General features: G+C 71.1%; 16 protein-coding genes. 12 read left to right on the forward strand and 4 right to left on the reverse strand.

Annotated features, from left to right (window positions below):
* The first annotated feature begins 110 nt into the window (after positions 1-110).
* Positions 111-2,822 (forward strand): DNA polymerase I, encoded by a 2,712-nt coding sequence (gene polA / locus ABCR94_RS22925; protein WP_347121714.1) that lies wholly within the window; start codon positions 111-113, stop codon positions 2,820-2,822.
* A 102-nt stretch (positions 2,823-2,924) separates the two neighbouring features.
* Here the strand turns inward: polA and ABCR94_RS22930 are convergent, their stop codons facing one another.
* Complete coding sequence (locus tag ABCR94_RS22930) at positions 2,925-3,809, reverse strand: DUF4184 family protein (protein ID WP_347121716.1); 885 nt, start codon at positions 3,807-3,809, stop codon at positions 2,925-2,927.
* Between the two features lie 211 nt (positions 3,810-4,020).
* Here ABCR94_RS22930 and ABCR94_RS22935 point away from each other — a divergent pair, with 211 nt between their 5' ends.
* The 3 genes from ABCR94_RS22935 (at position 4,021) to pgfA (ending at position 7,113) form a co-directional block, all read left to right on the forward strand.
* Positions 4,021-5,799 carry a lytic transglycosylase domain-containing protein gene (locus tag ABCR94_RS22935; protein ID WP_347121717.1) on the forward strand — a complete coding sequence of 593 codons (1,779 nt, stop codon included), beginning with the start codon at positions 4,021-4,023 and terminating at the stop codon, positions 5,797-5,799.
* Between the two features lie 158 nt (positions 5,800-5,957).
* Positions 5,958-6,095: an SPW_0924 family protein gene (locus ABCR94_RS22940; RefSeq protein ID WP_347121718.1), complete on the forward strand. Its 138-nt coding sequence runs from the start codon at positions 5,958-5,960 to the stop codon at positions 6,093-6,095.
* A 13-nt stretch (positions 6,096-6,108) separates the two neighbouring features.
* Complete coding sequence (gene pgfA / locus ABCR94_RS22945) at positions 6,109-7,113, forward strand: cell envelope lipid trafficking protein PgfA (protein ID WP_347121719.1); 1,005 nt, start codon at positions 6,109-6,111, stop codon at positions 7,111-7,113.
* Positions 7,114-7,175: 62 nt separating this feature from the next.
* Here the strand turns inward: pgfA and hrpB are convergent, their stop codons facing one another.
* Both hrpB and ABCR94_RS22955 read right to left on the reverse strand, forming a co-directional pair.
* Complete coding sequence (gene hrpB / locus ABCR94_RS22950) at positions 7,176-9,752, reverse strand: ATP-dependent helicase HrpB (protein WP_347121721.1); 2,577 nt, start codon at positions 9,750-9,752, stop codon at positions 7,176-7,178.
* A gap of 295 nt (positions 9,753-10,047) precedes the next feature.
* Positions 10,048-10,896 (reverse strand): class I SAM-dependent methyltransferase, encoded by an 849-nt coding sequence (locus tag ABCR94_RS22955; RefSeq protein WP_347121723.1) that lies wholly within the window; start codon positions 10,894-10,896, stop codon positions 10,048-10,050.
* A gap of 371 nt (positions 10,897-11,267) precedes the next feature.
* Here ABCR94_RS22955 and rpsA point away from each other — a divergent pair, with 371 nt between their 5' ends.
* The 4 genes from rpsA (at position 11,268) to ABCR94_RS22975 (ending at position 15,244) form a co-directional block, all read left to right on the forward strand.
* A complete protein-coding gene (gene rpsA / locus ABCR94_RS22960) occupies positions 11,268-12,797 on the forward strand; it encodes a 30S ribosomal protein S1 (RefSeq protein ID WP_347121725.1) in 1,530 nt (509 codons plus the stop codon).
* A 212-nt stretch (positions 12,798-13,009) separates the two neighbouring features.
* Positions 13,010-13,948: a PAC2 family protein gene (locus ABCR94_RS22965; protein WP_347121727.1), complete on the forward strand. Its 939-nt coding sequence runs from the start codon at positions 13,010-13,012 to the stop codon at positions 13,946-13,948.
* A 236-nt stretch (positions 13,949-14,184) separates the two neighbouring features.
* The gene (gene coaE, locus ABCR94_RS22970) at positions 14,185-14,796 is read left to right on the forward strand and encodes a dephospho-CoA kinase (protein WP_347121729.1); all 612 of its coding nucleotides are present in this window, start codon (positions 14,185-14,187) and stop codon (positions 14,794-14,796) included.
* Positions 14,797-14,872: 76 nt separating this feature from the next.
* Entirely contained in the window at positions 14,873-15,244 is a 372-nt protein-coding gene (locus tag ABCR94_RS22975) for a tetratricopeptide repeat protein (RefSeq protein WP_347121731.1), read from the forward strand.
* A 187-nt stretch (positions 15,245-15,431) separates the two neighbouring features.
* On the opposite strand, the gene ABCR94_RS22980 is transcribed toward ABCR94_RS22975, so the two are convergent.
* Positions 15,432-16,742 carry a phytase gene (locus tag ABCR94_RS22980; protein ID WP_347121733.1) on the reverse strand — a complete coding sequence of 437 codons (1,311 nt, stop codon included), beginning with the start codon at positions 16,740-16,742 and terminating at the stop codon, positions 15,432-15,434.
* A 393-nt stretch (positions 16,743-17,135) separates the two neighbouring features.
* On the opposite strand from ABCR94_RS22980, the gene ABCR94_RS22985 reads away from it, so the two are divergent.
* The 4 genes from ABCR94_RS22985 (at position 17,136) to ABCR94_RS23000 (ending at position 22,875) form a co-directional block, all read left to right on the forward strand.
* Positions 17,136-17,540 (forward strand): DoxX family protein, encoded by a 405-nt coding sequence (locus ABCR94_RS22985; RefSeq protein WP_521977587.1) that lies wholly within the window; start codon positions 17,136-17,138, stop codon positions 17,538-17,540.
* A gap of 199 nt (positions 17,541-17,739) precedes the next feature.
* Positions 17,740-18,171, forward strand: a complete 432-nt coding sequence (locus tag ABCR94_RS22990; RefSeq protein WP_347121736.1) for a hypothetical protein — start codon at positions 17,740-17,742, stop codon at positions 18,169-18,171.
* A 439-nt stretch (positions 18,172-18,610) separates the two neighbouring features.
* Complete coding sequence (locus ABCR94_RS22995; protein ID WP_347122027.1) at positions 18,611-21,574, forward strand: SCO1167/SCO6262 family helicase; 2,964 nt, start codon at positions 18,611-18,613, stop codon at positions 21,572-21,574.
* Positions 21,571-22,875, forward strand: coding sequence for an SWIM zinc finger family protein (locus ABCR94_RS23000; RefSeq protein WP_521977589.1), 1,305 nt, complete (start codon positions 21,571-21,573; stop codon positions 22,873-22,875). Before ABCR94_RS22995 ends, ABCR94_RS23000 begins: the two co-directional genes overlap by 4 nt.
* Positions 22,876-22,912 lie beyond the last annotated feature (37 nt).

A 22,912-nucleotide genomic window follows, 5' to 3' on the forward strand; every position in this document is an offset into this window, starting at 1 on the left:
GTCCGGTGCGTAAACAGTTCCGTTACGTACGCATCCGATCCTGTCACGCAGCGCTGACAACGAGGCCGGGTGGGCCGGGAATGTCAGTGCGGCGGCCTAGGATCGGGTGCGTGGTAGAGACAGCATCGAAGAAGAGCGCAGAAAACCGTCCCCGCCTGCTCCTTATGGACGGGCACTCCCTGGCGTACCGGGCGTTCTTCGCGCTGCCCGCGGAGAACTTCACGACCGCGAGCGGCCAGCCGACGAATGCCATTTACGGCTTCGCGTCGATGCTGGCGAACACGTTGCGCGACGAAGCGCCCACGCATTTCGCGGTGGCCTTCGACGTGTCGCGCAAGACGTGGCGGTCGGACGAGTTCCCCGAGTACAAGGCGAATCGCTCCAAGACCCCCGACGAGTTCAAAGGGCAGGTCGAGCTGATCGGCGAGCTGCTCGACACGATGCACGCGGACCGGTTCGCGATCGACGGGTTCGAGGCGGACGACGTCATCGCGACCTTGGCGACGCAGGCCGAGGCCGCCGGTTTCGACGTGCTGATCGTCACGGGCGACCGGGACTCCTTCCAGTTGATCAGCGAGCGCGTCACTGTGCTGTACCCGACCAAGGGCGTCTCGGAGCTGACCCGCTTCACGCCCGAGAAGGTCGAGGAGAAGTACGGGCTCACCCCGCAGCAGTACCCGGACTTCGCGGCGCTGCGCGGCGACCCCTCGGACAATCTGCCGGGCATCCCGGGCGTCGGCGAGAAGACCGCCGCGAAGTGGATCAATCAGTTCGGTTCGTTCGCCGAGCTGGTGGAGCGCGCCGACGAGGTCAAGGGCAAGGCGGGGCAGAGCTTCCGCGACCATCTGGATGCCGTGAAGCTCAACCGCCGCCTCACCGAGATGGTGCGCGACGTGGAGCTGCCCAAGGGGCCCGCCGATCTGGAGCGTGCCCCGTACGACCGCGAGGCGCTGCTGGGCGTCCTGGACGTCCTGGAGATCCGTAACCCGAGCCTGCGCGAGCGGCTGCTCGCCGTGGACCCGGGCGCCGTCGAGGAGGAGGCCGCGGCCCCCGCCGCCGGTATCGCCATCGACGGCACGGTCCTCGGCTCCGGTGAGCTCGCGCCCTGGCTGGCGGAGCACGGCGGCCAGCCGCTGGGTGTGGCCACCGTCGACGCGTGGGCGCTGGGCACGGGCAGTGTCAGTGAGATCGCGCTCGCGGCGGCCGACGGGGCCGCGGCCTGGTTCGACACCACGCAGCTCGACGAGGGGGACGGGAAGTCCTTCGCCGCCTGGATCGCGGACCCCGCCAGGCCCAAGGTCATGCACAACGCCAAGGGCGTGATGCGGGTCTTCCCCGAGCACGGGTGGAGCGTCGATGGCGTCTCCATGGACACCGCGCTCGCCGCCTACCTGGTCAAGCCCGGCCGCCGTTCGTTCGCGCTGGACGCGTTGTCCATCGAGTACCTCGGCCGTGAGCTGGCCCCGGCCGCGTCCGCCGACGGTCAGCTGGCCTTCGGCACCGACGAGCAGGCCGAGGCCGATGCCCTGATGACGCAGGCCCGCGCCGTCCTGGACCTGGGTGACGCCTTCGGGGAGCGCCTGAAGGAGGTCGGCGCGACGGACCTGCTGCACGACATCGAGCTGCCCACCTCCATTTTGCTGGCCCGCCTGGAGCGCCACGGCATCGCCGCCGACCGCGCCCATCTGGACACCATGGAGCAGCAGTTCGCCACCGCCGTGCAGCACGCGACGGCGGAGGCGCACGACGCGGCGGGGCGCGAGTTCAACCTCGGCTCGCCCAAGCAGCTCCAGGAGATCCTCTTCGGGGAGCTGGCGCTGCCCAAGACGAAGAAGACCAAGACCGGTTTCACCACGGACGCGGACGCCCTGGCGTGGCTGGCGGCGCAGACCGAGCACGAGCTGCCGGTCATCATGTTGCGCCACCGCGAGCAGGCCAAGCTGCGGGTCACGGTCGAGGGTCTCGTCAAGGGGATCGCGGCGGACGGCCGGATCCACACGACGTACAACCAGACGGTGGCGGCCACCGGCCGGCTCTCGTCCACCGACCCCAACCTGCAGAACATCCCGGTGCGTACGGACGAGGGCCGGGCCATTCGCCGGGGGTTCGTCGTCGGCGAGGGCTACGAATGCCTGATGACTGCCGACTACAGCCAGATCGAGCTGCGTGTGATGGCGCACCTGTCGGAGGACGCGGGTCTCATCGAGGCGTTCGCCACCGGCGAGGACCTGCACACCACCGTCGCCTCCCAGGTGTTCGGCGTGGAGAAGTCCCAGGTCGACCCGGAGATGCGCCGCAAGATCAAGGCCATGTCGTACGGACTGGCCTATGGTCTTTCGGCGTTCGGCCTGTCCCAGCAGCTGAACATCGACGCGGGTGAGGCCCGCGGGCTGATGGACACCTTCTTCGAGCGGTTCGGCGGTGTGAGGGACTATCTGCAGCGGGCCGTCGAGGAGGCCCGCGCCACCGGGTACACCGAGACGATGCTCGGCCGCCGCCGCTATCTGCCGGACCTCAACAGCGACAACCGCCAGCGCCGCGAGATGGCCGAGCGGATGGCGCTCAACGCCCCGATCCAGGGCACGGCGGCCGATATCGTCAAGGTCGCCATGCTCAGGGTCGACAAGGCGTTGGAAGGGGCCGGGCTGACCTCGCGGATGTTGCTCCAGGTGCACGATGAAATCGTGCTGGAGATCGCCAAGGGTGAGCGCGAGCGGGTCGAGGTGATCGTGCGCCGCGAGATGGCCGCCGCCGTCGAGCTGAACGCTCCGCTTGATGTTTCGGTGGGTGTGGGCACCGACTGGGAGTCCGCCGCGCACTGACCGCAGGGCCCGGCGGCGCCCGGCGGCCCGCTCACCCGTTCCGAGTCGGAGGTACGACATGGAGTGGGTGAGCGGGTCTTCCCCCGCCCAGGGCCGAGTGCGTCAGCGTCGTCGGTCGGCGACCGTGGAGCCGATGGCCGCCGCGTCCGGCGGGACCGCTTGCTCAGGACCCGCCGCACCGCGAGCCCGGCCCCGCTGCCACAGCCGTACCCCCGCCGCGTACAGCACAAGACCGGCCGCCAGTCCCGCACCGGCCCCGAAGCACGCGGTCGGGACGAAGTCGAGCGGCTGCAACGGCACGGTGTCCATGGTGATCAGGCGCAGACACCGGTGTACGACGCCCAGCAGTACGCACACCCCCAGCAGCGCGCCGGCCGCCCAACGCCCCCTCGCCTCCAGCAGCGGTACGGAAGCGGGCGCCTGCCCGTCGGGACCGCACCGCAGCGCGGTGACCGTGAACCAGCCGAGCACCACCAGGGCGAGCGCCGAACTGCCGTACTGCGCGTACGAGTACACCGGGAAGCCTGCGACGAACTCGCCGAGCACCGGCAGGACTCGCACACCCCACCGGTCCAGGTGCGTGAAGCTGTCCCAGAGGACATGCGTGCACGCCCCGACGGTCGCCGACAGGACGAACCGCCAGGTCAGCGAGGAGAGTCGGCTGCCGCGCCAGTCTCTGCCACGGACAAAACGGTGAAAGCGGGCCTGGCGGTGACGCGGCACCAGCGCGAGCAGCGGCTCGCGCATCAGCAGCCAAATCCCCACCAGTGCCGCCGTGATCAGTACGTCGACGGTGACGATGCCCGGCAGTGAATGGGTGAAGTCGCCGAAGGCCATCGCGGCCGGGATCGCGGTGGCCGCGAAGTACGTCATGTCGGGTGCGAAGGACCCGGCGACGAGCGCCGAGGCGAACAACGGGCCGCGCGCGGTCCCGTCACGCCGGATGCCCGGCAGTACCGCCGCGGCATGACTGAGTGTGAACGGCAAGGGCCCCCCTCGGACCGCTTCTGAGCGGTGTCGAACAAGTGCCGATCAGTATGCGGGACGTTTACGGGCGAGTGTCCTGAGCCACCCGCCATGTGAAGAACCGGCAATAAAGGGGCAGGGGTCGGTGCCCCGGCGCGCGGAGTTGTCGTAGTGTCGCGTGAGTCCTGGCGCTGGGGAGCGCGGGCAGCCATCGACGGGGAGGGCCTTACGTATGACAGCGCAATTCGGTCGCAGGCTGCGCAAGGGGGCGACAGCCACCACGGTGGCAGCGCTCGCGGTGGCAGCGCTTTCGGCCTCGCAGGCGCCGGGCATCACGGACGCTCACGGCGACCAGCCGGCCGCGGGGGCGACCGATACTCCGGACACCCCGGTGACCGGTGACTCGCCGTACTACACCGACCTTCCGCCGCTGCGCACACCCGACAAGCCGGGCACTTCGGTCGACCTCCCGGGCTCGCCGGGTTCGGCGGAAGCAGGCATACCCGCCACGGTGCTGTCCGCGTACAAGCGGGCGGAAGCCGCCATCAAGGTCGCCGACCCCGGCTGCCGCCTCCCTTGGCAACTGCTCGCGGCGATAGGCAAGGTCGAGTCCGGTCAGGCCAGTGGTGGCGCGGTCGACGACAACGGCACCACCCTGAAGCCGATTCTCGGCCCCAAGCTCGACGGTGTCGGGTTCGCCAACATCTCCGACACCGACAACGGCGCCTACGACGGCGACGTGACGCACGACCGCGCGGTCGGACCGATGCAGTTCATCCCCTCGACCTGGGCGACCTGGGGCCAGGACGGCAACGGCGACGGCAAGAAGAACCCGAACAACATCTACGACGCGGCGCTCGGCGCGGGCCGCTACCTCTGCGCCAACAACCGGGACGTATCGGCCAAGGACGACCTGGACGCGGCGATCCTGGGATACAACCGGTCGACGGAGTACCTGCGTACGGTCCTGTCCTGGTTCGAGTACTACAAGAGCGGCAGCCACGAGGTCCCGGACGGCGAGGGCGTCCTGCCCGGCAACTCCCTGCCCGACAGCGACCCCGTCGGGGTCGGACGGCCCACTCCCGGTACGAGCCCCACGCCGGGGCCGAGCAAGCCAGGATCGACCACGCCGGGGTCCACCGAGCCCACCACGCCGACCAAGCCCACCACGCCGACCAAGCCCGGCAAGCCGACGCCGCCTCCGGCGACCAACCCGCCGACCAAGCCCACCCCGCCGGCCCCCGCGCCGCTCACCGCCCTTGAGCGCCTCGGCGCACGGACGGTGACCGCCACCGCGGGCGAGAACTTCGCCGACCGGCTGCGGGTGCGGGGCGAGACCGCCGCGGGCAAGGTGGTCAAGGGCGCCAAGGTCCAGTTCCAGATCGTCGGCGACACCGGCGCCCGCTTCCCGGGCGGCGCGCTGCGCGTCACCGCCACCACGGGCGCCGACGGCATCGCCGTCGCCCCGGTCCTCGGTGCGGGACAGCGGACCGGCACGTTCACCGTCCGCGCCAAGGCCCTCACCACCGCCGCGCCCACCGCCGACTTCGCCGCGACCGTCAAGGCCAAGCCCGCGCCGGACCCCAAGTCCGACGCCATGGCCCGGACGTCCGACAAAGCACTCACGGCCCAGGCCGGCGGCTCCTTCGCCGACCTCGTCGAGCTGAAGGCGACGTACAAGAGCAAGGCCGCCGCAGGCGTCGGGGTGAGCGCCTCGCTGGTCACCGATGCTGCGACGCCGGTGGAGAACAGCAAGGGCCCGTACTTCGAGCACGCCGATGGCAAGACGGTCCGCACACTGACCGGCCTGAAGACGGACGCCAAGGGCCTGGTGGAGCTCCCGAAGATCTACACCGACGGGAACGCGGGCACCTACAAGCTCCGCCTCACCACCGAGGACGGTGTGGTGCTGACGGTCGAGCTGACCGTCACCGCGGCGCCCACCACGCCGCCGACGGACACCCCGTCGACGACACCTTCCACGACGCCCACCGCCAAGCCCGGCGCGTAACCGCCCCGGCCGAACTGCCGCTGCCCCGCCCGGACCTGCGTACCGGGCGGGGCAGCGGTATGTCCGCGCGAAGTGTCCGCGCACCGCCTTCTCATCTGGCCGACGCGTTGCTACGGTGCCACCGCCCTGACGATGCATCAGATCCCGGGAGGTCGAGCATGCGTGCTCTTGTCGCCGCCGCCATCGGGCTGGTCGCCGCCCTCGCCCTCGTCCTCACGATCACGGCCGTCGGTGCACCACCGGGGGAGACCTCGCCCAAACCGCTGCTGACCACCGTTCCCGGGCCGAAGAAGTAGTGGGGGCCGCACCGTGCGCCGTAAAGCCAGCCTGATCCTGCTCGCCCTCGCGGTCTTCTTCGCCGCCCTGTCACCGCTGCTGCGCTGGTACGCCTTCCCGCGGCTCGCCAAGATCCCGCCCAGCCAGTACCAGGAGATGGTGCTTGAGGCGAAGCCCGCGACCCTCCTGGACTACAGCACGATGAAGGCCGCGGAAGTCGAGAAGATCACCATCGTGCAGACCCTCAAGGGCAACGTCGAGGAGTCCGAGAAGATCGAGCGCAGCGCGGGACGCGACGTCGTCGTCTGGGACGCCCTGTCGTACGTCGAAGGGGCCGACGGCAAGATGGTCTCGGCCCTCCCCGAGCGTTACATCTTCGACGCCCACAGCCAGGCACCGGTGCACGCCACCGGCGAAATGGTCGACGGCGACGCGGTCAGGCGCGAGGGCATCGAGTTCAAGTGGCCCTTCCTCACCGAGAAGCGCGACTACGAGTACTTCGACGCCCAGACCCGCACCGCCGCCCCGATCCACTACAGGGGGACCCAGGACTTCCGCGGCCTTGAGGTCTACTACTTCGAGCAGACGATCCCCTGGACCAAGGTCAAGTACCCGAGGAAGCTGCCCATGCCGGGCATCGACGCGACCACAGTGGAGAAGCAGACAGGCACCACCCGCTGGTACACCACGAAGCGGATGTTCTGGGTCGAGCCCGTCACCGGCGCCCCGGTCAGGGGCGAGGAGATCCACCAGGAGGAGCTGCGCGGCGGCACCCTGCTGAACGGCCGCGACAAGGTCACCGCCTTCTCCGGGCATGTGAAGATGCGCGCCGACTACATCGACTCCACCTACGACCTCGTCAAGTCCAACCGCCTCATGGTCCTGCTGCTCACCGCCTACCTTCCCTGGGGCTTCCTGGTGTCGGCCGTCGCCCTGCTGGCCCTCGCCCTGCTCCTGGAGGCCCGCAGCCGAAGGCCCGGGGACCCTGCGCGCTCGGGCGCCACGTCCCCGGCGCCGGAACCGGTCGGCAGCCCCTGAAGCGGGTGAACCCCGGCTCGTAACACGGGTGAACCTCCGCCCCGATCAACGGACTTCGCGGCTCACCCCCGGCTGAGCCGCGCCTTCGTGTACCGCGTCGGCACGGCCCCCGCCGGGTCCTCGGGCCACGGGTGCTTCGGGTAGCGGCCGCGCAGGTCCGCCCGCACCGCGCGGTATCCGTCCCGCCAGAAGGACGCCAGATCGGCCGTGACGGCCGCCGGGTGCCCCGCCGGGGAGAGCAGGTGCACCAGCACAGGCACCCCCGCCACCCGCGGCGTCTCGGCAAGACCGAACATCTCCTGGAGCTTGACCGCCAGTACGGGCTGCTCCCCGCCGTACTCGACCCTGACCCGCGACCCGCTGGGCACCTCGATCCGCTCCGGCGCCAGCTCGTCCAGCCGGCCGGCCTCGCCGGACGCCCAGGGCAGCAGCCGGTTCAGCGCTTGGCCCGCGCTGATCCGACCCAGGTCGGACCGGCGTCGGGCGCGGGACAGCTCCGGCTCCAGCCATGCGTCGATCCGGGCCGGGTCCGCCAGCGCGGCGTCCGACACATCGGGCCAGGGCGCGCCCCTGACCCGGTGCAGGAACGCGAGCCGATCCCGCAGCGCCTGCGCGTCGCGCGACCACCGCAGCAGCCCAAGCCCCTCCCGCCGCAGCCCGTCGAGCAGTGCGTCCCGTACGAGCGCCCTGTCCGGTGTTTTCAGCGGTCGTACGGCCAACTCGATCGCCCCGAGCCGCTCCACGTGCCGCGCCACGACGTCCCCGTCCTCCCAGCGCACCTCCTCACCGCGTGCGAGGAGGTGCTCGGCGGCCAGCCGTGCGGTGTCCTCGTCGATGACCGCTGCGAGCCGTACCCGCGCGGAGGGGGCATGGACGGGCCGGTCGGCCACCGCGACCGCCAGCCAGGACGCGCTGCGCAGCCGAGACCCGTCACCGAGCTCGGCCCCGGTACCCGAGGCCATCAGGAAGGTCCCTTCGCCCCGGGCCCTGGCGACCCGCTCGGGAAACGCGAACGCGGCCACGAGCCCGGCGGCCGCGTCATCACTGGTGGATGCGGAGGCGGATGCTGATCCAGCCGCGGAGGTGGCTCCGGCGGTGCCGCTCGTGGTGGTGCCGGAGCGGGGGCCCTTGCCGCCCGCCGCCGTCGCCAGGCGCTTCGCCTCCTGGCGCCAGCGGGCCCCGTACGCGTCGCCGCCCCGCCGGGCCGCTCGCCAGGCCGCCGCCAGGTCGTCCCCGTACTCCCTCGGAGGCTCCTCGCTGAGCAGCGCGACCACTTCCGCCGCCCGGCGCGCGCCGACCTCCCGCGCGCCGTCAATGAGCGCCCGCGCGAGCCGGGGGTGCAGGCCGAGGCGGGCCATCCGTACACCGCGCTCCGTCGCGCGGCCCGTGCCGTCCACCGCGCCGATCGCGGTCAGCACCACGCGCGCCGCGGCCATCGCGCCGCCCGGCGGCGGATCGAGCAGGGCCAGGCCGCTCGCGTCCGGATCGCCCCAACAGGCGACTTGCAGAGCGAACGCCGTCAGGTCCGCGACCTTGATCTCGGGGGCGGGGTAGCTCGCCAGCCGCCCGTTCTCCGCCTCGGACCAACAGCGGTAGACCGCGCCCGGCGCCTCACGCCCGGCCCGCCCCGCGCGCTGCCGGGACGCCGCCAGGGAGGCCCGTACGGTCGCCAGGGCGCTCAGACCCCGTGCATGGTCGGTACGGGGCTCACGCGCCAGCCCGGAGTCCACGACGATCCGCACTCCGGGGACCGTCAGGCTCGACTCGGCCACCGACGTCGCGAGCACCACCCTGCGCGCGCCGGCGCCCGACCCTGCGAGCACGGCGTCCTGCACCGCGGCCGGCGCGCGCCCGTGCACTTGGAGCACCTCGGCGTCCAGGCCGCCCAACTGCCCAGCCACCCGCGCGATTTCACCGACGCCCGGCAGGAAGCACAGCACATCGCCGGCCCGCTCGGTGAGGGCCCTGCGCACCACGGACGCCACATGCGTCAGCATCACCGGGTCGACCCGCATGCCGTGCGGCGGCCGCACCGGTCGCGCGGGCGGCGCCCACACGGTCTCGACGGGGTACGAGATCCCGTGCGCCTCCACCACGGGCGCGTCGTCGAGCAGCCGGGCCCAGCCCGCCGCGTCGGTGGTCGCGGACGCCGCGACGAGCCGCAGCTCGGGACGCAGAGCCGCCCGTACGTCCAGCAGGAAGGCCGCGACGGTGTCCGCGTCGAGGTGCCGCTCGTGGCACTCGTCGAGGACGACCACGTCAATCCCCGCCAACTCCTGGTCGCGCTGGAGGCGTTGCAGCAGGACACCGGTGGTCACGACCTCCACCACCGTCTCGCGCCCCACCACGCGCTCCCCGCGCACGGTGAACCCCACGCGCCCCCCGACGCTCTCGCCGAGCAGCCACGCCATACGCCTGGCGGCGGCACGTGCGGCGATACGACGGGGCTCCGCGACGACGACCTTGCGCACCGGGCGGCCCTCGTCGAGCAGCCCGGCCAGAACCAGCGGCACGAGCGTCGTCTTGCCCGTGCCGGGCGGGGCACACAGGACGGCGGTGCCGTGCTCTTCCAGGGCGCGTTGGAGGTCGGGCAGGGCGGAGCGTACGGGCAGCTGGGCGAGGGCGTCGGTGCGGATCACGCCCCCAGTGTCGTACGTGGGCGGGTGCGGGGTGCAGGGGTGCGGGTGCGGCGGGACTTGGGTGCGGGTTGCCTGCGGCGCTGTTCCCCTACCCGCCCCTTCCCGCTGTGTCATTTTGCGGCTGCCGCCGCGTGGCGGGGCTCCGCCCCGGACCCCGGTCCTCGAACGCCGGACGGGCTGAATTTGCCGCTTGCGGCAACTTTCAGCCCGTCCGGCGCCTGAGGACTTCGGGAAGGGCGGGTAGGGGAAATAAGCCCCGCGCAGCGGCCCGCCCCCGCCCCCGCCGCCCGTCCCCTCAGTTCCGTACGCAGACGAAAATCGCCGTGCCCGGGATCAAGTTGCCCCGCAGGGGAGACCAGCCGCCCCACTCCTGCGTGTTCCACGCGGGCCACTGCGGCTCGACCAGGTCGACCAGGGTGAAGCCGCCCGCGACCACGTCCCGGACCCGGTCGCCGACCGTCCTGTGGTGCTCGACGTAGATCGCGCGGCCGTCGTCGTTCTGCTCGACGTAGGGCGTCCGGTCGAAGTAGGACGCGGAGACGGAGAGGCCCTCGGGGCCGGGCTCGTCGGGGAAGGCCCAGCGGACCGGGTGCGTGACGGAGAAGACCCAGCGGCCGCCGGGCCGCAGGACCCGCCGCACCTCGCGGAAGACCTCCACCGGGTCGGCGACGAAGGGCACCGCCCCGTACGCGGAGCACGCGAGATCGAAGGAGCCGTCCTGGAAGGGCAGCTTTCCCGCGTCGGCCTGCACCAGAGGGATGTCGCCGCCGATCCGCAGCGCGTGCTGGAGCTGGCGGTGGGACAGGTCCAGCGCCACCGGCCGTGCCCCCTGCGCCGCGAGCCAGCGCGAGCACTGGGCCGCGCCGGCGCCGATCTCCAGGACATCGAGCCCCTGGAGGGACTCCAGCGGCCCCAGCAGGCCGGCCTCCATCTCGTCCAGCCCCTCGGGGCACCAGACGAAGCGGTCGTCGCCCAGGAAGGTGCCGTGCTCGATCTGGTAGTCGTCCGCGTTCCGGTCCCACCAGCCCCGGCTCGCCCGGCTGCTCTCGGCCTCGTCGGCTTCGCGCCGGGTGGGCTCGCTCTCGTCGGCGTCGTCCGCCGTGCAGGAGTCGAGAGCCTCGTAAGTGTCGTCCTCGTGGATCATTGCGCCCGTCTGTCTCGTCTGCGTAGGGTCGCTCGGACCTGGGGCTGCCGGGTGTGCTGTGGCCCGTGTGGCCTGCTGAAGCCCCGTGAAAGCCCAGGTGTGCCCGGTATAGGGCGTTCCGCCCCGGGTGTGCGCCTTCGCGCATTGACCCTGCCCGGCTGCCCCCGTATGCTACAAGTTGCGCTGCGAGCCTGCGCACCTCAGACAGAGCAGGCTGCGCTTGCATCGGTTGTATGCCCCCTCGGTTGTCGAGGCGCTTCCGTTCCACGGAAAGTGCGCCTCCTAGGCTGCCCGGCTGCAGCTGATGCCGATACGGGCTCCCGGCGTAGCAGTACCTACGACTTACTGTCCGTACCGGAGCCCTTACCCACATGACGAGCAGCACCGAGACCACCGCCACCACGCCGCAGGTTGCGGTCAACGACATCGGTGACGAGGAAGCATTCCTCGCCGCGATCGACGAGACGATCAAGTACTTCAACGACGGCGACATCGTCGACGGCGTCATCGTGAAGGTCGACCGGGACGAGGTCCTGCTCGACATCGGTTACAAGACCGAAGGCGTCATCCCGTCCCGCGAGCTTTCCATCAAGCACGACGTCGACCCCAATGAGGTCGTCGCCGTGGGCGATGAGATCGAGGCTCTTGTTCTCCAGAAGGAGGACAAGGAAGGCCGTCTCATCCTGTCCAAGAAGCGCGCACAGTACGAGCGCGCCTGGGGCACGATCGAGAAGATCAAGGAAGAGGACGGAATCGTCACCGGCACGGTCATCGAGGTGGTCAAGGGTGGTCTCATCCTCGACATCGGCCTCCGTGGCTTCCTGCCGGCTTCCCTCGTCGAGATGCGCCGCGTCCGCGACCTCCAGCCCTACGTGGGCAAGGAGCTCGAAGCCAAGATCATCGAGCTGGACAAGAACCGCAACAACGTGGTCCTGTCCCGCCGTGCCTGGCTTGAGCAGACCCAGAGCGAGGTCCGTCAGACCTTCCTCACGACCCTGCAGAAGGGCCAGGTCCGCTCCGGCGTCGTTTCCTCGATCGTCAACTTCGGTGCGTTCGTGGACCTCGGTGGCGTCGACGGTCTCGTGCACGTCTCCGAGCTCTCCTGGAAGCACATCGACCACCCCTCCGAGGTTGTCGAGGTCGGCCAGGAAGTCACCGTCGAGGTCCTCGACGTCGACATGGACCGCGAGCGCGTCTCGCTGTCGCTCAAGGCGACGCAGGAAGACCCGTGGCAGCAGTTCGCCCGTACGCACCAGATCGGGCAGGTTGTTCCCGGTAAGGTCACGAAGCTCGTTCCGTTCGGCGCGTTCGTTCGCGTCGACGAGGGCATCGAGGGTCTGGTCCACATCTCCGAGCTGGCCGAGCGCCACGTGGAGATCCCGGAGCAGGTCGTCCAGGTCAACGACGAGATCTTCGTCAAGGTCATCGACATCGACCTTGAGCGTCGTCGCATCAGCCTCTCGCTGAAGCAGGCCAACGAGGCCTTCGGTGGCGACCCGGCGTCGGTCGAGTTCGACCCGACCCTGTACGGCATGGCCGCGTCGTACGACGACCAGGGGAACTACATCTACCCCGAGGGCTTCGACCCCGAGACCAACGACTGGCTCGAGGGCTTCGAGTCCCAGCGTGAGGTGTGGGAGACCCAGTACGCCGAGGCGCAGACGCGCTTCGAGCAGCACCAGGCTCAGGTCATCAAGTCCCGCGAGGCCGACGAGGCCGCTGCCGCCGAGGGCGCAGCTGCCCCGGCCGGTGGTGGCACCCCGGCAGCCTCCAGCGGTGCTGGTGGCGGCAGCAGCAGTGCCGGTTCGTACTCCTCGGAGTCGGCGGACAACTCCGGCGCCCTGGCGTCGGACGAGGCCCTGGCGGCGCTCCGCGAGAAGCTGGCCGGCGGCCAGAGCTGAATCGCTGAGCAGCGCGTCGGCGTAAAGCCGAGTAGCTGACAAGTAAGGCCCGCTCTCCAGGAGAGCGGGCCTTACTTCGTTTCCCACTTCGTTTCCCACCACGGTGTTCCGCAGTGGTGGGGCAGGTGCGTCGGCAGGTGATCGGTGCATTCGGGGAATGCCCGCGCTCCGTGGCACGTTCTCCCGTAGGAACACGAGGAGGAGCGGTAATCGTGCTTGAACCGCAGGATCTGTACGCATGGGAGCCGAAGGGCCTGGCTGTCGTCGACATGGCGCTGGCCCAGGAATCGGCCGGACTGGTCATGCTCTACCACTTCGACGGCTACATCGATGCGGGTGAGACCGGCGAGCAGATCGTCGAGAAGCTGTTGGACACACTGCCCAACCAGGTGGTGGCCCGCTTCGATCACGACAGACTGGTGGACTATCGAGCCCGCCGCCCCCTCCTGACCTTCCGGCGCGACAAATGGGCGGAGTACGAGACCCCGACGATCGACGTCCGCCTGGTGCAGGACGCGACCGGGGCGCCCTTCCTGCTGCTTTCCGGCCCCGAGCCGGACGTGGAGTGGGAGCGGTTCTCCCTTGCCGTACGCCAGGTTGTCGAGCGACTCGGTGTGCGCCTCTCGGTGAATTTCCACGGCATCCCGATGGGCGTCCCGCACACCCGCCCGGTCGGCATCACCCCCCACGGCAACCGGACCGACCTCATGCCTGGACACCGCAGTCCCTTCGACGAGGCGCAGGTGCCCGGCAGCGCGGAGTCGCTCGTGGAGTACCGCCTGTCAGAGGCCGGACACGACGTGCTCGGTGTCGCGGCGCACGTGCCGCACTACGTCTCGCGTTCGTCGTACCCCGACGCCGCGTTGACGACCTTGGAGGCCATCACGGCGGCGACCGGGCTCGTGCTGCCCGGCGTCGCGCACTCGCTGCGCACCGAGGCCCGGCTGACACAGGACGAGATCTCCCGGCAGATCGGTGAGGGCGACGAGGAGCTCATCTCGCTCGTGCAGGGGCTTGAGCACCAGTACGACGCGGTGGCGGGCGCGGAGACGCGGGGCAATCTGGTGGCAGAGGCGGTCGATTTGCCGTCGGCGGACGAGATCGGCCTCGAATTCGAGCGTTTCCTCGCCGAGCGTGAGGGCGAGGGGTAGGGCGGGGTCCAGGGCTGGGGCTAGGTATTCCCTGGCCCCCTGGCCCCCCGGCCCCCGGACCCCGGACGGGCTGGACGTCGTCGCCACGTGCGGCAGCGCCCAGCCCGTCCGGCGTTCGAGGGCCGGTGCAGGGGCCGGTGCGGGGCCGAGCCTCAGTTGTGAAGAAGGGGGCTGGGGAGAGGCCGGGAGGGGCCGGGGAGGGGAAAGCTCCGTGGGCTCCCCTTAAGCTTTCGCGCATGCTGAAAGTGGGCCTGACCGGCGGTATCGGCGCCGGCAAGAGCGAAGTGTCGCGCATGCTCGTCTCGTACGGGGCTGTGCTCATCGACGCCGACAAGATCGCCCGGGAGGTCGTCGAGCCGGGAACACCCGGACTCGCGGCCGTCGTAGAGGCCTTCGGCCAGGACATCCTCGCCGCCGACGGGACTCTGGACCGCCCGAAGCTCGGCTCGATCGTCTTCGCCGACACGAGCCGCCTGGCGACGCTGAACGCGATCGTTCACCCCCTGGTCGGCGCCCGCTCCGCGGAGCTGGAGGGCGGCGCGGACGCGGACGCCGTCGTCATCCACGACGTACCACTGCTCACGGAGAACGCGCTGGCCCCCCTGTACGACCTGGTGGTCGTCGTGGACGCGTCCGCCGGGACCCAGTTGGAGCGGCTCGTGCGGCTGCGTGGCATGACCGAGGACGAGGCCCGCAGCCGGATGGCCGCTCAGGCGAGCCGCGAGCAGCGCCTGGAGATCGCTGACCTGGTGGTGAACAACGACGGGCCGCTGGAGGCGTTGGAGCCGCAGGTCCGCAAGGTCTGGGCCGAGCTGACCGGACGCGCCGAGCGGATCGACACCCACTAGATCGGTTCGCCGCCCTGCGGAATACGACATGCCGTACCGACCGTTGAAAGTGTGAGGCGAGGGGAAGGATGTCAGCGTGTCCGAAAGCAGCCCGGAAACCCACGTTATCGACTACCGCGCAGCGGAGCAGCTGCTCGCGGCGCGCGATCCGCGGGGCGCCGTAAAGCTCCTCGACTCCGTGATAGCGGTCCACCCGGAGAACACGGCAGCTCGGCTTCTGCGCGCCCGCGCCTTCTTCGCGGCAGCCCAACTGCGTCTGGCCGAGCTTGAGTTCCAGCTCGTTCTGGAGCGTGAACCCGACAACGCCTTCGCCCACTTCGCCCTGGCGCGTACCTATGAGCGGGTGGCCCGCCCGGATCAGGCCAAGCGCCATTTCCGGCTGGCTGCCGCGCTCGACCCGAAGCCGGAGTATCTGGCGGCGGCGCGGTTCGACTCCGACGCGCAATGACCCGCATGCCTGCTGGCGTGCCCGCTCGTGTGCCGGCTCGCATGCTCGCCCGTGTGCGGGATCTCGTGACGGCGTGACGGCGTAACGACTCGCGTCGGGTGTGATCGGGCGGCCGCCCGCAGTGAGCGTCTGCGCGGTCTTCTGCGCGCGGCGCTCACCGCGTCGACAGCCGTGGTCGGGGGCTTGATCAGTCGCTGATGCGGTCCATGACCTTGCCGAGGTCCACGAACTTGAAGTCCGTCGACGCCCGTCCGCCGTCGCCGTCCGCCGCTGTGTTGTGGCCGTCCTGTACGACGAGGAGTCCGCGCGGGTATTTGTTGCCGAGGGGAGTGTTCAGTACCGCCGCGCCGTCGCATTCCTCCGAGCCGTCGATGGTCTTGGACGCGGTGACGCGGAAGCCGCCCTCGTACTCGTTGTTGTCCTTGAGCTCACGGTCGTACAGGGCGAAGGTGTTGTCGCCCTGGCTCGACGAGAGGAGGTATCCGTCTCCGTCGGACTCGGTCAGCAGCGTCAGTCCCTCGACGTCGGACGAGATCCGGGACCCGCCGAAGCCGGGATCGGCTCCTGGGGTGCATTCCTCGGTCTCCTCGTCGTAGACGCCCGGAACGCCGTATTCACGTACCTTGTCGACGAGTTGCGGTGCGCTCGTGAGGTCGGCGCGCAGCCGCCAGATGCCGACGTCCTCCTGGCCCGCGTACAGCATGCCGTTGGCAGGGTCGACGACCATGCCCTCGATCTGGGGGAGTTCGCCCGGCTCGGCGCACGGGGACCAGGTGGCGCCGTTCGGCAGCCGGAAGGCGGACGGCAGGTCGAGCGTGCGGACCTTGCGGTAGCCGACCTTGCCGCCCGCGGTGGCGGTGAGCTCCAGCAGGGCGATGCCGGTGCGCTCGCGACGGCTGACCAGCGCGTAGGTGCGGCCGGTCGCGCGGTCGGTCCAGGTGGCCAGACCGTACGCCGTCCGCTGGCCGTTGATCTCGTCCTGACTGCCGGAGAAGACCGGCGCGGCGGCCGGGTCGGTGATGTCGGTGAGCGGGCCGCCGGGGCGGTCGCGGTCGATGCGGTAGACCCGCAGACGGTCGTTGCCGCGGTCACTGATCACGGCCACATCGGCGCGGCCCGAGGGCAGGCGGAGGCCCGTCACGAGGTCGACGTTGTTGAACCGACCCGGAGCGTCGTCCGGAACGCCCGTCGAGGGGGCCGGTATTGCCTGTACCTGGCGCGCGTCCAGGTCGTACACCCGCAGGCCCGCCTCCTTCGCGGTGGTGATGACCAGGCTGCGGTCCGGATTGCTCGCATTGCGCCAGATTGCCGGGTCGTCCGCGTCGGCGTTGCCCCCGGCCTCGTCGTCGTGGAGCGCGGGGGTCTCGGCCCGAGGAGTGACGGCGGGCAGCGGGTCGGCCGCGGGTCCGCGCGCCTCGGCCGGCGCGGCGAGGGCGACCGCCGCCAGCGCGGAGCTCAGTGCGAGAGCGGTCGAGCGGAGTGTTCGGTGTCGGGTCACGGAGAGCCTCTCGGTGTCGGGAACATGGCAAGCGCAGCGTGAGCATCGAATGGTCGTCCGACCGGCAGGACATGAACAGGGAGCATCAAGGTGTGCGGGACATGAACAGGCCGCCTCGGCGTGGGGTGTTCGGCCGGTGGAACGGGCGGGTGATGCGGAAGAGCTGTTCAGGCCGATGTGGAAAGGGCCGCTCAGGCCGATGAGTTCTGTGGGCCCGCGGGGTCTGTATCTGTGAAAAGCACGCACCGCGCCGCTTCACAGAGGGAGACCACGATGTCCGAGGCCCCGACCAACGCCGCTGCACCTACTGCCACTTCTGCTTCTGACACACCTGTTCCTGTTCCTGCTCCTGCTCCCGTTCCCGTTCCTGCTTCTGCCTCTGTTTCTGCTTCCGTGTCGGCTCCGGTCAGGACGGGCCGCCGGACGAACATCGCCGTGCGCGTGCTCCAGGTCGTACTCGCTCTGCTCTTCGCCGTCCCCAGCGCGCTGCCCAAGCTGATCGCACACCCCTCGGCCGCCGAGAGCTTCGACAAGATCGGCTTCGGCGACTGGTTCATGTACCTGACCGGAGGGCTTGAGCTGGCCGGTGCGATCGCCCTGGTGATACCGATTCTGTCCGGAGTCTCGGCGCTTGCCCTGAGTGGGCTGATGATCGGGGCGTTCATCACGCAGATCACGGTCTTCGACGGGGAGAACGCGGCGTCGCCGCTGATCGTGATGGCGCTGCTCCTCGTCGTCGCCTGGTTCCGCCGCCACCACAACGCGGACCTCATCGCGCTGGTACGCCGTCGCGCGTAGCCGCCCGGCCGTCGTGTTCATGGCCCCGCGCGCCCTGCCGGACTCCTTGTCCGGCGAGGCGCGCGGAGCCATGAGCCGGTCCGAGCCATGAGCCGGTCCGAAGTGAGCTTTCGCCCCCACGCTCCGACGGATCTCCTTACTGTGGCAGTGGTAGGTGTACGAGCCGAAGCGGGTTGAGGGCACAGGGTAAGGGGGCGCGGTGGAAGCCGAGTTGGTGGCTCTGGCAACGGCGGGGGCGACGGCGCTGGTGCAGCAGATGGTGACGGATTCCTGGTCGCACGCGCGCGGGCGCGTCGCCGCGTTCTTCTCGCGTGGTGGCGCGGCGGTCGACGAGGAGACGGTCGAGGGCGAGCTGGAGGTGTCGCGCGGCGAACTTGCCGCCGCGCGGGAGGCGGGCGACGAGCAGGCGGTGTCGGACGTGGAGGCGGAGTGGCGCACCCGCCTGCGCCGGGCGCTCCAGGCGGATCCGGCGCTTGCAGAGGACCTCCGGTCGCTGCTGGAGGAGTTGGCGCCGGGAGAGGCCGGGCCGGGCCAGGGCGCCGTATACAACACGATCAGCGGGGGAGTGCAGCACGGTCACGTCGTCCAGGCACGGACGATCTCTTCCGTGCAATTCGGCGAACAGGCCTGAAGAAGTCCAGCAGCCTGTCCGGCGTTTGAGATCACGCCCGCAGGATGACCGGGGTCCTCGCAGGGGGCCTGGGGTCCGGGGGCTTGCCCCGCTTTCGCGGGAAGGGGCGGCTGGGCGAAACGGGACGCCCGCGCCTGAGCTTCGGCGTTCCGGGCGACGAACGCGCCCGGCCGGTGTGTCCTCGCCCCGCCGGTGCAGCCGCCCCCGACCGCGTCCCGGAGTGCCGCGCGGTTGCCCCCACCTGCACTTTGCGCCGTGCGCCTGCACCTTGCGCCCACCTGCACCTGCGCCCTGCACCTGCGCCCTGCACCTGCGTCGCGTACCTGCGTCGCGTACCTGTGCCGCATCGCAAAGACCGGCTGTCAGACCCCGCCCGTAGACTCGCACGTGTACAGGGACACAAGCGCACGAGTGGGACGGGGGAGTCGACGTGGACAGCGTGCAGCAGTCATCGGGGGCCCCGCGCGCGCCCGCTTTCCTCGCTTCGGCCCGGCGTGCCGCCGCCGTCTTTCTGCCCGCCGAGCTGCCGCGCGACGGCAAGGTCGCCTTCTGGGACCCGGAGGGCGACGCGCTGCCCGGCGCGACCGCCGAGATCACGGTCGTACGCCGCCACGGCGCCACCGTCCGCCGCCGCACTGTTCCCGCCGTGCTCATGTCCGTCACCGAAGCGCTTCCGCTGCTGGCCCGCGCCCGGCAGGACCCGGCGGCCCACCCCGCCACCCGCTGCTGGGGCGCGGCCGCGCTGCACGCCCTGCACCTGACCGCGCGGGCGCGGATGTTGCCCGGTCTGACCGCGGGTGACCACGACGCCTGGCGGGCCGGACCGCTCGACGCCGACGACATCGCGCAGGTGCGGGCCATCGCGGCGGCCATGCCCGGCGAGGCCCACGCGGTGCCACTCCCCGGCCGTGCGCCGCTCCAGCTCCCCGAGCCCGAAGCGCTGGTCAAGGCGTTCCTCGACGCGGTCGCTGACACCCTGCCCCGGACCCCTTCGGCGGCGTTCGCGGTGGGCGCGCCCTTCGCGGCGCGCGCCGCCCAGCATCTGCCGGGACTGCGGGAGTGGGCGGCGGAGGTCGCGGCCGGGATGGACGCGGGGGTGCGCGTATCCCTGCGCCTGGACCTGTCCCAGTTCGAGCTCTTTGACGGCGGTGCGGACGACGCGGACGTGGATGCGGCGGCGGGCGATGACGCTGCCGGTCAGGACCCGCGCGGGTACCACGCGGACGGTGGTGTCCCCAATATTTCCAGTATCTCCGATGGCGCCGATGCCGTGGTGAAGCGCCGCGCCGGCACCGCCCTGGTCCAGGTGCACAGCCTGGCCGACCCCACCCATGTCATCGACGCCGTCGCGCTGTGGGCGGGCCGGGGGAGCGACGGTTTCGGCCCGCGGGCCAGGATCGACGCGGTGCTGGCGCTGCGTCGCGCGGCGCGCGTCTGGCCGCCGCTCGGGCGGCTCCTGGAGCGCCCCGTTCCCGACGTACTGCCTCTGTCGGAGGACGAGTTGTACGAGCTGCTCGGCCCGGCGGCGGCCAAGCTCGCTGCGGCCGGCGTCGCCGTCCACTGGCCCAGAGAGCTGGCCCGCTCGCTCACGGCGACCGCGGTGGTGCGCGCGGCCCCCGGTTCGGCGACCGACGGTACGTCCTTCTTCGACGCGCAGGAGCTGTTCGCCTTCAGTTGGCAGTTGGCGCTCGGTGGCGAGGAGCTCAGCGAGTCCGACATGGACACGCTCGCCGAGGCACATCGCCCGATCGTGCGGTTGCGCGACCAGTGGGTGGTGGTCGACCCGGCGCTCGTACGCAAGGCACGCAAGCGGGAGTTGGGCCTGCTGGCCCCGGTCGACGCGCTGGTTGTGGCCCTCACCGGCAGTGCGGAAGTGGACGGCGAACAGGTCGACGCGATCCCCGTCGGCACCCTGGCCGCCGTCCGTAACCGTCTCATCGCCGAAGCCGGTGACACGGCGGCCGGCGCCCTGCCGGTCGCCCAGCCCGCCGGCCTCGACGCCACCCTGCGCGACTACCAACTGCGCGGTCTCGCCTGGCTGGACCAGATGACCTCACTCGGCCTGGGCGGCTGTCTCGCCGACGACATGGGCCTGGGCAAGACGATCACGGTCATCGCACTGCATCTGCGTCGTGCCCGCCCCGAGCCCACCCTCGTGGTCTGCCCCGCCTCCCTCCTGGGCAATTGGCAGCGCGAGATCACCCGCTTCGCGCCCGGCGTCCCGGTCCGCCGCTTCCACGGCACGACGCGCACCCTCGATGACCTCGACCCTCTCGACGGCGGCTTCGTCCTCACGACGTACGGGACGATGCGTACGAGCGCACCCGAGCTCGCCACCCACGCCTGGGGGATGGTCGTCGCCGACGAGGCGCAGCACGTCAAAAACCCGTACTCGTCCACGGCCAAGGCGCTGCGCACCATCCCCGCCCCCGCCCGCATCGCCCTGACGGGCACCCCCGTGGAGAACAACCTCTCCGAGCTGTGGGCCCTCCTCGACTGGACGACCCCGGGGCTGCTCGGCCCGCTCAAGTCCTTCCGCGCCCGGCATGCACGTCTGGTCGAGAGCGGCGAGGACCAGGATGCCTCCGAGCGGCTGGCCCGCCTCGTCCGCCCGTTCCTCCTGCGCCGCAAGAAGTCCGACCCGGGCATCGTGCCCGAGCTGCCGCCGAAGACGGAGACCGACCATGCCGTCTCGCTCACCCGTGAGCAGGCCTCGCTCTACGAAGCGGCCGTCCGCGAATCCATGGCGGTCATCGAGGCGTCGGAAGGTATCGCGCGCCGAGGCCTCGTCATGAAACTCCTGTCCTCCCTCAAGCAGATATGCAACCACCCGGCGCAGTATCTGAAGGAGGACACGAGACGCCTCGCCGACCGCTCCGGCAAGCTCGAACTGCTCGACGAGCTCCTCGACACGATCCTGTCGGAGGGCGGTTCCGTCCTGATCTTCACCCAGTACGTGACGATGGCCCGCATCCTCGCCGACCACCTGGCGGCCCGCGCCGTCGGAGCCCAACTCCTGCACGGGGGAACGCCCATCGCGCAACGCGAGGAGATGGTCGACCGCTTCCAGTCCGCCGAGGTCCCCGTCTTCCTGCTCTCGCTCAAAGCGGCGGGCACCGGCCTGAACCTCACCAGGGCCGCCCATGTCATCCACTATGACCGCTGGTGGAACCCGGCCGTGGAGGACCAGGCCACCGACCGCGCCTACCGCATCGGCCAGACCCAGCCCGTGCAGGTGCACCGCTTGATCGCGGAAGGCACGGTGGAGGACCGTATCGCCGAACTGATCGCCTCCAAGCGAGCGTTGGCCGACGCGGTTCTCGGCGGCAGCGGCGAGGCAGCCCTGACCGAGCTCACCGACCGCGAGCTGGCGGACCTGGTCTCCCTGCGGAGGCCCGCATGAGCACGGGAGCGGGACTGGGAGCGGGACTGGGCGCAGGTGCAGGCGCAGGGAGGGGCGGGGGCGCGGACGCGAGCAGGAATGCGAGCGCGAGTACGAGTACGAGGATGAGTACGAGGATGAGTTCCAGCTGGTGGGGCGCCGCCTGGATCGAGGCCCTGGAAGCGCTCTCCCTGGACCCGGCCCGACTGGCCCGCGGCCGCAGTTACGCCAGTGCGGGAAACGTCGGGGCGATCAGTGTCGCGCCGGGCCGGATCGTCACGTACGTACGCGGCAGCAGACCCCGTCCGTACCGTACGGAGATCCGCCTTCGCGCACTGTCCGACGACGACTGGGACCGCTTCCTGACCACGGCGGCGGCCGATCCGTTGCACATGGCGGCGCTCCTCGACAAGGACATGCCGCACTCCCTGGTGGAGTCGGCGGCCGAGGCCGGCGTGGACCTGCTGCCCGTCCCGGGAGATCTGGCCCCGTCCTGCTCCTGTCCGGACCACGGGCACCCCTGCAAGCACGCCGCAGCCCTCTGCTACGAGACCGCCCGCCTCCTGGACAACGACCCGTTCGTCCTGCTCCTGATGCGCGGCCGGGCCGAGCGCGACCTCCTCGACGACCTCGCCCGCCGCAACGCGGCCCACTCGGCCCGCGAAAAGCCCGCACCGCCGCCCTTCCCCGGCATCCCGGCCGCCACCGCCCTGACCCCGCGCACGCTCCCGGCGCTCCCCGGCCCGCTGCCGATGCCCGTGCACCCCGGCCACGCCTCGGCGGCGTACCCCAGTACGCGGGGCGCCCCGGACCCGCTCGCCCTGGACCTCCTGGTGACGGACGCCGCGGCCCGCGCCCACACCCTGCTCGCCACGGGTGAGGACCCCATCGCCCCGCTCACCCCCTGGCAGGACGCGGTCCGGCTGGCCGCCGCCCAGCCCGGCTCGGGCCTCACCGCCACCACCCGCAGCCTGTACGCCGCCCTCGCGTCCGCGACCGGCCGCACCCCCACCGACCTGGCCCGCGCGGTAGCGGCCTGGCAGCAGGGCGGCCGCCCCGGCCTGGCGGTCCTGGAAGCGCCCTGGGACCCCCCGGCGGGCCCCTTCGATCGGGCCCGCCCGGCCCTGGCCGCCGCGGACCTCCCCCGCCTGCGCCCCCACCGCAACCGCCTGAGCGACGCGGAGCGCGGCATCCAGCTCCGGCTGGGTCACGACGACCGCTGGTACCCGTACGAATCGGACCCGGGCACGGACGACTGGTGGCCGACGGGCACCCCGGACGCCGACCCGGTGGGTGCGCTCAGCGCGCTGCTGGGGGACTGAGGGGCCGACACGGAGGGGTCGCTGATGCAGGGGAAGT

The organism is Streptomyces changchenzhani, from assembly GCF_039766235.1.
Lineage (GTDB): Bacteria > Actinomycetota > Actinomycetes > Streptomycetales > Streptomycetaceae > Streptomyces.